The following is a 10,999-nucleotide window of genomic DNA, read 5'->3' as shown; positions in this document are numbered from 1 at the left end:
AGGCCCGCCAGATCGCCCCGACCGATTGCGCCGTGTTGCTCGTCGGTGAATCCGGCACCGGCAAGACGTTGCTCGCCCAAGCCCTGCACGAATGGAGCCCGCGCGCCACCGGCCCATGTCACCACTTTGACTGCGCACACGTGCCGGTTGCCGAGTTGGCAGCGGAACTGTTCGGCCTCGGCGACGGCGGCCGTGGTAAGGGCGGCCGACTGGAACTGAGCGCCGGCGGGACGTTCATTCTGGGCGAGGTGGACGCGCTGCCACTGGCACTCCAGTCGCTGTTGTTACAACTCCTGGAAAGTGGGAGTTTTGAGCGCACGGCCAGCGCGCCGCCGGTCGCGGTCGACGTGCGTCTGATCTGCACCGCGCGCCATGATCTGCAAGCGCCGGTGCGAGCCGGTGAATTCCGCGAGGATCTCTACTACCGGCTCAGTGGCGTGTGCCTCACTCTGCCACCGCTGCGCGAGCGGCCGGACGACATCCCCCTCTTGGCGCGGCACTTGATTCAGAGGCACGCCGCGCTCGTCGGTGACCGGGCGGTTCACCTCGCACCCCACGCGCTCGACGAGTTGCTGCGGCATCCCTGGCCGGGGAACGCCCGCGAACTGGAGCACGTGATTGAGCGGGCGCTCGCGTTCTGCGGCGGATCAGAGATTCGAACGGAGCATATCTTGCCGCTCGGAGGTGAAGCTGGCGAACCGATTGGACCGCCCACGCTGGAACTGGTCGAAACGAGTTGCTTCAACCTCAACGAAACTGTGGCGGATATCGAGCGTCGCATGATCCTGCTCGCCTTGAGGCAATGCGACAACAACCAGGCCCGCGCGGCGCAGCGTCTCGGAATTCCGCGGACGACCCTGCGCGACAAGATGGCCCGTTACAGCATCCCCGGCGGATGAACCGGGGCCTCAGGCCGCTTGACGATGATCTGTTCGGGCGCGGAGGTGCGCAGCGGGCTTATGGCAAGCAGCTCTGAAGAGCCGAGAAAGCCCCGGGGAGTTCTTAGAACGCAACACTGCGTGCAACGGCGTTATAAATCGGTCCGCCGGGTGCGCTCACAGCCGAAATCCGATAACCCCGCACGAAAGCTGTGCCATACTAACGAATAGGGATCCAGTTTGGAGCCAGGCGCCGCAGGCCATGGCGGCGGGCGGGCGCGTACGCGCCTGGATGGTGGTGGCGATGGTGGCGGGGTTGGGAGCGGGCGCGGTCGTGGGGCAGGACTCGGGGGCGATCGTGGGGTGGGGGCGGCAGATCATCTTGCCGCCGAGTGTGCTGAGCGATGTCATCCAAGTCTCGTCCAATGGTCCGAACAGTCTCGCGTTGCGAGCGGATGGGTCGATCGTGGCGTGGGGGGCCTGCAGGAATGACATGTGCAACGTACCCGCGCCGAACGTGGATTTCCTGGCCATCTCGGTGGGCGAATCTCACTGCCTGGGCTTGAAGGCCAACGGATCGATCGTGGCGCGGGGCTCGAATCACCAGGGCCAATGCGACGTACCCGCGCCAAACACTGACTTCATCGGTGTCGCGGCGGGCAGTGGCGACGGTGTGCATCACAGTCTTGGTTTGAAAGCCGATGGCTCGATTGTGGCGTGGGGGGCAAACAATCATGGTCAGTGTGACGTTCCCGAACCGAACACGGACTTTATTGGCGTTGCTGCGGGTGTGACCTGCCCCCGTTTTACTAATACGGACACATAATACTGGACATTCTGTGGCTTTGTGATATAGTTCATGCATGAGTCAACTCGATACACGCAGGCTTTCGCCAGACGCGCAGGAGCAGCTTCGGGTGCGGGTGGTGACGGCGATCCGCGGCGGCGTGAGGAAGTCGGCGGCCGCGCGGACCTTCGGCGTCTCGGCACCTCGATCGACACTTGGCTGGCGAAAGTCGAATGCGGCAACATCACCTCGCTGCGGTTGAAGAAGCGGGCCGCCGGCCGAGCCGCGGCTGCCGTCGCATCAGGCGGCCACGATCGTCAAGCGTATGACGGATCGCACTCCCGATCAGCTCAAACTGCCTGTCGCGCTGTGGACGCGCGAGGCAGTGCGCGACCTCATCGCCCAGCGCACCGGTCTGGCGGTTTCGGCGCGAACGGCCGGCCGCTACCTGAAGCGTTGGGGCTTCACGCCGCAAAAGCCGCTGCGGCGGGCCTACGAGCGCGACCCGGTGGCGGTGGAGCGTTGGAAGCGCGCGGAGTATCCGGCGATCGTGAAGCAGGCCAAGGCCGAAAACGCCGAGATTCACTGGGGCGATCAGCTTGGGGCGCAGCGATCATCAAGCCGGCCGCAGCTACGGCCGACGCGGCGTGACGCCGGTGATCCCGGGCACGGGACAGCGCTTCCGGGCCAACATGATGTCGAGCATCACCAACCGTGGCCATCTGTGCTTCCTGGTCTTCGACGGCTCGTTCAACGCCGAAGTCTTCATCCGCTTCTGCCGTCGGTTGCTGCGTCAGCGGCGCCGGCGCGTGTTCCTGATCGTCGACGGTCACCCGGTGCACCGCTCGGCCGCCGCGCGACTGGCTGCACGCCAACCGACGACGCCTCCGCATGTTCTTCCTGCCCGGCTACAGCCCCGAACTCAATCCAGACGAGTACCTGAACAACGACGTCAAGACCAACGCCATCGGCCGGCAGCGGCCCGCGACCAAGGACGAGCTAATCCTCAATCTCGAACAATACCTCCGCGACACCCAGCGCCGACCCAACATCATCCGAAACTACTTCCAAGCCGATCCTGTCCAATACGCCGCAGGGTAGACATGTTCAATGTTTAGTGACCGGGGTAATATTTTGGTACTTGACTGTCCAGCCAGTGGCGATCGGGCGGGCCATAGGACAGTGATCGATCTGTCACCGGGGATGATACGCCGTATTACGGACGCAAGAACGGCGCTGCAGAATGCATTGATGGCTGCTGCGCCAGTTGAGGCGACGTCCAAGAGGATAGGTTGCGAGACCGGAGATCGACTGCGCGATCTTCTGCAGTTCGTATATCCAATTCAGGATAAGGCGTACAATCCCACTATGATGTACGATCTCGCGAGCGGACAGCACTGCCGGTCCTTTGCATTTAATTGGTTCAATGATACCGGACACTGGGGAGCTGATGAATGTGGTTTCTGATATGACCAAGTGGCCAAGGCTCCGGGGGCGATCGGCGCTCGTATTGTACGGATGCAGTGCTCTCTGTGTGATCGCCGGAGTGGTGGCTGTCCAGCTGCGGCCGAAGGCAGCCGACCTCGAGAGAGCCGCTGCAGAGGCGCAATCTCTGCGTTATGCACCCTATGACATAGCCGATGGTGCGCTTGTGTACATCAAGTGCACAGGCCTGACACCGTCGTCGATCTGGGATTTTGCAGTGCGGGAGCCCAACCCAACACAGGTGGCGCCGCGCGATCGCTATGGTTACATCGCCATCATCCTACCGTATGGTGAGTTTCTACACGATGAATCTGTACTAAGCGCAATACAGTTGCATTTTCCCCACTCACCCCATGCATATGAGGCTCGGGACGGACGGCTTATCTCGGTGGTCAGCGGTAAGCCGGTGTCGATCCTAACGTTGGAAAAGCCTTTTGAGTCGCGGGTCGATCTTACTCACGTGAATGTCTATTTGTGGAACGCATGGTCGCGACTGGAGGCGGGTGCGCCTACCGGCGACCTCAGCATCGATGAGTACGCGGCGGACGATGTGAATTGGCTGCGAATCCGGAGGGAGACGAGCGAGTCGGACGCGCGCTCGACTAAATATTACCCCGGCCACTAAAGGTTGGACTGTCTAGAACCTATCCCATAACCGGACACCTGTGTACTCCGTATACTGGAGCATGATCAAGCTCACGGATGAACACCTGCGATGGTTGGCGGAACGGATTCCCGATCATGAGGCCAGTCCCAAGGGCGGCCGGCCCGCGGCGGACAAGTACAAGGTCCTGCAAGGCATCTTCTGGATTCTGGACAACGGGGCGAAGTGGAAGGACCTGCCGCGGCGATTCGGGGCCAAGAGCACGGTCCACCGCTGGTTCCAGATCTGGACGCACGCCGGCGTGTTCGAGGAGATCATGCGCAGCGCCGGGCGGCTGGTGGAGCAGCGCGGCGGCTACCGACTGTACGAGTGCTACATCGACGCGACCTTCTCCAAGGCCCGCGGCGGCGGCGACGGCATCGGGGCCACGAAGGTGGGAAAAGGCGTGAAAATCATGGTTCTCGTGGACGCCCGCGGCCTGCCCGTGGCGATCGATACCGCCTCCGCCGGCCCGCACGAGAGCCAGCTCGTGCAACGGCTCTTTGACTTCATGCTGACCGCCGAGACGCCGCCGCGCCTGATCGGCGACAAGGCGTACGACAGCGATGAGCTGGACGAGCAACTGGCGGAGTAGGGCATCGAGCTTATTGCGCCGCACCGCTCGAATCGCAAACTGGAGAACTATACCCAGGACGGCCGCCCCCTGCGCCGCTACAAGCGCCGCTGGACCGTCGAACGCACGATCGCCTGGATTCAACACTTCCGACGGCTGTGCATTCGCTGGGAGAAGTCGACTACGTTGTTCCAGGGCTTCCTTCATCTGGGCTGCACAATGCTGCTGCTCAAAGAGGTTTTGGGATAGGTTCTATGCACCGCCCGCAACGGTCGCAAGCACTGCAAATAGCAACGCTTGCGCACCGCTGGGTAGGGGTGGGGAACTGAGGGCGGTGGGGCTCGAACCCACGACCCACGGCTTAAAAGGCCGTTGCTCTACCGACTGAGCTACACCCTCAGAATACGCACACGTGCCCGATTATAGCGATCGGCTACGAGCTTTCGTCCGCGAACACGTAGCTGTCCGCCTCGACCTCGTAGATACCCGTGAAACCCTCCTCCAGCTTTTCTGTCCCGACGAACTCACGAAGCACGGGATTTCGCTCGCCCATGCGCCGGGCGAAGTCCATCACCAGGCCGACGGCCTCATCGTGGTTGCGGGCCACCACCTGGTACGCCCGCACGAAGCGCGTGTAGCGCGGTGTGTGCTGGCCGCGCTCCCGCACTTCGGACAACCCTGGACGATAGTCCGCCTCGATCATGAGACTGAACCAGTAGCCGTTTTGCACATGCTCACCGGTGGCCTCGCGATAGGCATCACACAACTCGACCGAGCAGGCATTGTGTTCGTACGCCTGGGTGAGCAGCCGCTCGCACCGCGGTAGCATTCGATGGCGCGCGAAGAAATCCATCGCCATCTCGAAGGCGTAGCTCAACTCGCCGTGATCCTTGAACCGCGCACGTGTCAGGATCCGCTCATAGATCACCCGGGCGGCCGTCCGCTGGCCATCTTCCTCGAGTATGAACGCGCGCAAGAGCCACGGCCGGGTCGTCTCGGGCTCCAGATGCTGCAGCAGGCGCAACTGCTGGCGGGCAAGCCGCAGATTGCCGGCCTTCACAGCGGTGACACCCCAGTTGAGGCGCAAGGTCGGAGAATCGGCGTCGAGCGCCTCGGCCCGCTGATAACAAGAGAAGGCGTCCTCGTACTCCTCGTCGTCGCTATGCAGAATGCCGAGTGCAATCCACTGGGCGGCGTCGTCCGGTACCAGGGACAGATAACGCTTCAGCGTGGATTTGGCTTCCTTGTAACGGCACATCTCGGTAAGCGCGACCGCACGTCGCTGCATGATCCAGTCCATGTCCGCGCCAAGTTCCAGCGCCCGATCATACAGTTCCAATGCGTGCTCGTAGTCCCGCATCTTCTCGTACACGAGCGCCAGGTTGGCGAGCGCGACCTCGTCCTCGGGCACCAGATCGAGCGCTTCTTCGAGCGCATCACGGGCGTCCTCGAGCTCCTCGTTGTTCGAGAGCACGACCCCCAGTGTGGCGAGCAGGCGGGCCGACCGCGGAAATTCCTCCAGCAGCGGCTCGATGGCCTCCAGCGCCTCCTCGTCCCGGCCCATCTCGCTGAGCGCCCAGGCCCGCAAACTACCCCATTCGATGCGGTCTTCGCTTTCGAGGTTCTGGGCGTCGACACGATCGAGACACCGCAGTGACTCATCGGGCTTGCCGTCCTCCAGCAGACGGTTGGCCTCATCCAACAGGGCGTCGATCTCTTCGGGCTGCATCCATCATCTCTCGGGCCAGTCGTTACCGAGATTTCCGCCGCGGACCCGGAATTCCGGCCGGCCGCCGACGTATGCTCGCCTGACCACTGCCCGTATTATACCCGATCCAGCTGAGCCTGCCGGTGCGGTGCTACCCCGGTGAAACGTCTCAGCAGTTCAGGAGGTTTGACATGCAGCCGCCTCGTCATGGTTTGTACGGTCTGATCCTGCTCCTCACCGTTGTCACGCTCGGGAGCGGTTGCGCCCAAATGGGATATGATCGTATCCGGATTGGACAGGACCCGCGGGAATACGAACGGGCGTTTCCAACCGAAGACCTGCGGCAGACGCGCGCCGGGCTGGTGTATCTCGATGAGGGTGGGCGTGAGCGCGCGACGGCCGTGGTGGTACTGCTTACCCGTGATCGACTAGTGGCAGGTCGGTTTCTGGCACGCTTCGAGGAAGATCGGTTCGGACTGCCGCCTCAGACCCGGTATGCGCTGACGGGAGAACTCGATCCCGTCCTGAGCCGACTCGCGAACGTCGGGCCGGTGGACATGTTGCGGGTGATTGCGGACGACCTCAGCCGGCCTGAGGACGATGCCTTTGTGCGCGATGCCCAAGCTTGGGTGGCGGTGGGTCTTATCCGGTTGTTGCAGCAGTGGCCACAGGTACAGGACGCCGGTCCGGCGGTTCCACGGCTGGCGGATGTCCTGCAGCAGGTGCCCGGTGGTGGCGTCGCCCAGGTGCGGGTGACTCCGGCGGGGGTGATCCAGGTCGATTACACCGTGTGCGTGGGGCGATAACCGGGATTCGCTGGCTCGTAGAGGTCGGCGGCGGCGGTCAAGGCGGCCAGACAAAAGCGAGAAACAGGAACGTGGAACGGCAGCACGCGCAGCCGTTCCACGTTCTGGCAAGACGATCATTCTCAAACGTTATGGGCAGGCGCTCACGCACGCGGCGGGCGGGTTCTTCAACAGGGCGATGAAAGGCGAGATGTCGGCGAAGTTCACCACGCCGTCGCCGTTCGCATCACTGTTGAGATACGGTCCGAAACCGGCACCGAGGTCGCACGTCCAGTTCCCCGCATTCCCGGCCTTGAGAGCCGCGATGAAGGGCGAGATATCAGCGAAGTTCACCACCGTGTCGCCGTTGGCATCGCCGGGGCAGTTCGAGGGTGGCCGCGGCACAGGTACTCCAAGCAACGCCTGTTCCTCGTCGGTCGTGCCGATCCGCGCCATCCTGACGCGCAGGTACACGACGCCATCGTCGCTCAACATGAAGCCGCCGCCGCTGAACGCGTACGACTCGATATCGCGGATCACGTAGTCGGAGACACCGTTGCCGCTCGTGTCGATTTCCGTACCGACCGCCATGAGCAGGACCGCGTTCGAGAGATTCGCGGCATCGGGGGCGTAGAAGAACCAGCGCTGGATCGAGCTGCCGGTGCCGGCCCCATAGCCGTAGACCACCTCATTGTGATTATTGATCGCAATACCACGAACGTCATTGCCGTTGGCAAGGAAGATGCCGTCGATCGTGTCGCCCTCCCGGACGGAAACAACCCCGTTGTAGGCAATGAACGTGTTGCGGTCCGTCGGGCCGGAAGAAGTGCCGGTGTAAAGATAGTTGCCGAGGTTGTTGACGGCGATGAAGCGGACGGTGGTATACAGCGTGCCATCCGAGAGTGGGGTGCCCTGCTGGGCCACGAAGGCACCGTTGAGGTAGATGTGATCTTGGGTGCTGGTCGAACCGGTTTCCATGCTGACGATGTGGATGTGGTTCTGGCCATCACTCGAGAAATCGTAGACGAAGTTCGAACCTGCGGTGCGCACGATCTTGCCGGCGAGGGTATCACCACCGCTGAAGACCGGCACGATCGTGCTCGGGTCGGTCGGATCGGTCATACGCACAAAGTGGCGGTTCGTGGTCGAACCCCCCGCGCCGGCCGGCTTCGAGCCCGTCACCCAGTACGCGGTGCCGTCAGGCAGCATGCGCGGGGCGCTGTTGAAAACCGACTCCAGAGTCGGGTTCCACGGCATGAGATCGGTTTGTTTCAACACCGGACCGGCGTTGGTGTAAGCGGCATCGTTGCCGTTCACGCTCGGGCCGAAGATGAACTGCCCGGTGTTGCTCACGCCCAGGCGCGCTTCCTGCCCCGTAACCACATTGACCGTGTCCCAACTGTGGAGCCAGAGCACCTGGTCGCCCCAGTAGATGCCGCGGTCGGCATTCGTCAGGGTGAACATGAAGTACGGGACACCGTTACCATCGACATAGGCATCGGTCGAGATGGATGAGATGGTGCCGGGAACGCCGGCGCCTGTGTCCACGACGTCGCCCACCTTGAGTACGATCTCGGCCGACTGGGGTGGAATCGCCAGGGCCAACGATCCGCCGACGGCTACCAGTGCCGCGGCCAGACTTTGCAACGTGCTGTTTCGCATAACCTTTGCCTCCTCCAAGCCAGTGCGTGTCACCGGAATCCATCCGGGCGCCAGTCCAGCGCCCAGTCCGGCTGCACGCGTTACCCAAGAACCTCACACTTGTGCATGCGACCGCTCGCAACACCCGTTCCCGGAATGGTTGTGCCAGGGGGCCGCGCGCTCCTCACTGCGGTTACGGACCGCCGAATGCCCGCTGAAACGCGGCGACGTCCTCCAAGGCAATGTCGCCATCCGCAAACCAGTCGAAAACTCCGCAATCGGGCCCCAGTGCTACCCCCGGCCCCCGCAGGCAATCCGCCAGTGCGAGAAAATCGCCCGCGTCGAGTGACCCGTTGCCGTTCCAGTCGCCGTCGAACCCGACGCAATCGGTCGCGTAGATCTCGATGTCGTCGATGTTCCAACCACACGCTGACCACCCTGCATCCGTGGGACCCAGCGACCAGCGCAGATACACCGTCGACTGGTTGTCGGCCACCGCAGAGATGTCGTAGTCCACCCGGCGCCAACTGTTGTCCGTCACGGTCGCCGTGTTCTGCCAGAGGGGCACCCAGGTCAGGCCGTCGTTACTCACTGCCACCTCGGCGTAGTCAAACGGCCGCCGCTCCACTCCCAGCCAGCGCCAGTAGGAAAGCCGCAACCCCCACTGGACCCGACAGTCGATGGGCGTACTCGTCAGGTAGCGCGGCGCAGGCATCAGATTCGGATAGTCACCCAACAGGTTGTAGCCGTACACATGATGACCCGTGTAGCCGGTGACAGGATCCGGAGAGCCCTGCGTGCCACCGCCTCCCGTCGGTTGGCCATAAGCCCACAAGCCCTCGGTCGCCCAGCCCGGATCGACGTCCAGCGGCTCGGCGAAAATCACGCCACCACTCAGCATGCCGGCCGTAAACAACGACAGGGGCGCATCGGACGGCGCACTGCGTACGCCGCCCTCCGCTTCCACCGTAAAGAAATATTCCGGTTGCGCACGGCAGTGGGTGGGCGGCAGGAAGACCTCGAAAGCGGCGGGGCCAATCGCTGTCAACGGCAAGGTCGTGAAAGGGGCGCCGGGATCGTAGCGATAGTGTACGGCCGCGGTCGCGCTGAAGACGGACTCGACCCCCGAGGTGATCGCCACGGCGAGGCGGGTGGGCTGGCCCGCGTAGAAAATCTCGGGGCGGCCCTCGGGGAAGTTGAACTGCGTCGCCCGCACGGCGGAACTGTTGGCCAAGAACAACAAAGCCGGCAGGATTTCCTCGTTGTTCGGCCGAATCTGGCTCGCCGGCAATACGAAGCCGAACTGCCCCGTGTCACGCAACTCGTATGTAAAGGCCCAGGTGCCGCGCGCGCCGTAGCCCCAGTCTTTCGACGCCCCCGTCGTGGGATAGATCGTCGTGTAGGAGGGTCCGGCTTCGTAGAACTTCCCGTGCACGCCCAATACGAGCTGCTGCATGGCGAGGCCGAGCTCGCTGAACACTTCCTCGTCCGGGCATAACTCCGGTGTATAGCCCCAGGGCCAAAGGATGAGCTGCGAGTAGCTGTGAATGTCCAGCATCGCGCGCACCTGCCAGTTCGCAAGGAAGACATTGCGCAGGGCCTGTGTTTCCGGTTCAGAGAAGGGAAACGGGCCGCGGAAGGTGTTCGAGCTCCCGAAACTACTGGACCCGATCCCACCCCACTGGTAGGCCCAGTTGCGGTTGATGTCCACGCCGAAGGTGCCGTTGCCGTTGTCGCGCCGGTTCTTGCGCCACAGGCGATCCACGCTGCGCGTGTACTCGTAGCCATCAGGATTACCGACCGGTATCAGTACAAACGCCACGTGATCGAGCAGGTCCGTGATCTGCGGATCGGTACCGTAGCGCGCCAGCAAGTGATCCACGAGATACGGCACAACGGTGGTCGTGATCCACTCACGCGCATGCACCGTGCAGAAGTAGAAAACAACAGGCGCTGCCTCCGGCAGATTGGGACCCGCGACGCGCACACCCCAAATCGGGCGGTCTTCGATCGTGGTTCCGGCGATGAACATGGTTGCCAGGGTGGGGTGCGCCGCAGCCCGTTGGGTCAGGTAGTCCACAATTTCGTCATATGACCGATAATCATCGAGAAACTCTCGTGGCCCAACGCCGCGCTCCTGGTCGATCAGCGCCTGCACATCCGCTATCCAGATCGTGTAGCTGAAACCGGCTGCTGTGAGCGCCTGTTCCTGACCGGGCGCCAGGAGCACATCCGCAGTCCGGGTCGCGGGCGAAGCGGCCCAGAGATCGCCGCCCAGGGCTTCGATGCGCTCCAGGTCAGCGGCGGTTGCGATCGGCACACGCGCCACACGGTAGCCGTCGTAGCGGCGCGGTTCCGTGGCGGATGCGGCGCACACAGTACACCATGCCAGACAGAATAAAGCCGCCCCTGCTAGCGCAAAATCGCGGCCGGTCGTCATCCCGAAGTTCCTCCTCCGGTGGGTCCGCGCCCTGTACACAGAATCGCGGCAGCGTGCT

At 63.0% G+C, this 10,999-nt stretch carries 11 protein-coding genes and 1 tRNA gene; 8 read left to right on the top strand and 4 right to left on the bottom strand.

All coding sequences use genetic code 11. The features are described from left to right. The 7 genes from IPM18_07545 to IPM18_07515 all read left to right on the top strand — a co-directional run. Positions 1 to 899 (top strand): sigma-54-dependent Fis family transcriptional regulator (locus IPM18_07545; protein MBK9119440.1); only part of this gene is annotated, 899 nt, incomplete at its 5' end. Between the two features lie 241 nt (positions 900 to 1,140). Further along, complete coding sequence (locus tag IPM18_07540) at positions 1,141 to 1,704, top strand: hypothetical protein (GenBank protein ID MBK9119439.1); 564 nt, start codon at positions 1,141 to 1,143, stop codon at positions 1,702 to 1,704. A gap of 286 nt (positions 1,705 to 1,990) precedes the next feature. After that, positions 1,991 to 2,608: a winged helix-turn-helix domain-containing protein gene (locus tag IPM18_07535; GenBank protein MBK9119438.1), complete on the top strand. Its 618-nt coding sequence runs from the start codon at positions 1,991 to 1,993 to the stop codon at positions 2,606 to 2,608. Then, on the top strand, positions 2,557 to 2,766 hold the full coding sequence (locus IPM18_07530) for a transposase (GenBank protein ID MBK9119437.1): 210 nt from the start codon (positions 2,557 to 2,559) through the stop codon (positions 2,764 to 2,766). The genes IPM18_07535 and IPM18_07530 overlap by 52 nt, the downstream gene beginning before the upstream one ends. Before the next feature lie 433 nt (positions 2,767 to 3,199). Next, on the top strand, positions 3,200 to 3,775 hold the full coding sequence (locus tag IPM18_07525; GenBank protein ID MBK9119436.1) for a hypothetical protein: 576 nt from the start codon (positions 3,200 to 3,202) through the stop codon (positions 3,773 to 3,775). A 61-nt stretch (positions 3,776 to 3,836) separates the two neighbouring features. Next, on the top strand, positions 3,837 to 4,388 hold the full coding sequence (locus tag IPM18_07520; GenBank protein MBK9119435.1) for an IS5 family transposase: 552 nt from the start codon (positions 3,837 to 3,839) through the stop codon (positions 4,386 to 4,388). Between the two features lie 3 nt (positions 4,389 to 4,391). Further along, the gene (locus tag IPM18_07515; protein ID MBK9119434.1) at positions 4,392 to 4,616 is read left to right on the top strand and encodes a transposase; all 225 of its coding nucleotides are present in this window, start codon (positions 4,392 to 4,394) and stop codon (positions 4,614 to 4,616) included. A gap of 77 nt (positions 4,617 to 4,693) precedes the next feature. On the opposite strand, the gene IPM18_07510 is transcribed toward IPM18_07515, so the two are convergent. Both IPM18_07510 and IPM18_07505 read right to left on the bottom strand, forming a co-directional pair. After that, positions 4,694 to 4,766, bottom strand: a tRNA-Lys gene (locus IPM18_07510). Between the two features lie 34 nt (positions 4,767 to 4,800). Further along, positions 4,801 to 6,096, bottom strand: a complete 1,296-nt coding sequence (locus tag IPM18_07505) for a tetratricopeptide repeat protein (protein MBK9119433.1) — start codon at positions 6,094 to 6,096, stop codon at positions 4,801 to 4,803. Positions 6,097 to 6,266: 170 nt separating this feature from the next. Here IPM18_07505 and IPM18_07500 point away from each other — a divergent pair, with 170 nt between their 5' ends. Next, on the top strand, positions 6,267 to 6,881 hold the full coding sequence (locus tag IPM18_07500; protein ID MBK9119432.1) for a hypothetical protein: 615 nt from the start codon (positions 6,267 to 6,269) through the stop codon (positions 6,879 to 6,881). Positions 6,882 to 7,010: 129 nt separating this feature from the next. On the opposite strand, the gene IPM18_07495 is transcribed toward IPM18_07500, so the two are convergent. Continuing rightward, positions 7,011 to 8,522 (bottom strand): hypothetical protein, encoded by a 1,512-nt coding sequence (locus IPM18_07495; protein ID MBK9119431.1) that lies wholly within the window; start codon positions 8,520 to 8,522, stop codon positions 7,011 to 7,013. Positions 8,523 to 8,694: 172 nt separating this feature from the next. Further along, the gene (locus IPM18_07490) at positions 8,695 to 10,941 is read right to left on the bottom strand and encodes a hypothetical protein (GenBank protein MBK9119430.1); all 2,247 of its coding nucleotides are present in this window, start codon (positions 10,939 to 10,941) and stop codon (positions 8,695 to 8,697) included. Between the last annotated feature and the right edge of the window lie 58 nt (positions 10,942 to 10,999).

Source organism: Phycisphaerales bacterium, from assembly GCA_016716475.1.
Classification (GTDB): Bacteria; Planctomycetota; Phycisphaerae; order UBA1845; family Fen-1342; genus JADJWG01.
Note: the sequence above shows the minus strand (reverse complement) of the source record. Positions and strands in the feature narration are given on the sequence as shown.

Bases quoted from the DNA above. Each gene is read 5' to 3' on its own strand.
- IPM18_07495 (MBK9119431.1), bottom strand. From the start codon at position 8,522: ATGCGAAACAGCACGTTGCAAAGTCTGGCCGCGGCACTGGTAGCCGTC.
- IPM18_07500 (MBK9119432.1), top strand. From the start codon at position 6,267: ATGCAGCCGCCTCGTCATGGTTTGTACGGTCTGATCCTGCTCCTCACC.
- IPM18_07540 (MBK9119439.1), top strand. From the start codon at position 1,141: ATGGCGGCGGGCGGGCGCGTACGCGCCTGGATGGTGGTGGCGATGGTG.
- IPM18_07520 (MBK9119435.1), top strand. From the start codon at position 3,837: ATGATCAAGCTCACGGATGAACACCTGCGATGGTTGGCGGAACGGATT.
- IPM18_07505 (MBK9119433.1), bottom strand. From the start codon at position 6,096: ATGCAGCCCGAAGAGATCGACGCCCTGTTGGATGAGGCCAACCGTCTG.
- IPM18_07530 (MBK9119437.1), top strand. From the start codon at position 2,557: ATGTTCTTCCTGCCCGGCTACAGCCCCGAACTCAATCCAGACGAGTAC.
- IPM18_07490 (MBK9119430.1), bottom strand. From the start codon at position 10,941: ATGACGACCGGCCGCGATTTTGCGCTAGCAGGGGCGGCTTTATTCTGT.
- IPM18_07535 (MBK9119438.1), top strand. From the start codon at position 1,991: ATGACGGATCGCACTCCCGATCAGCTCAAACTGCCTGTCGCGCTGTGG.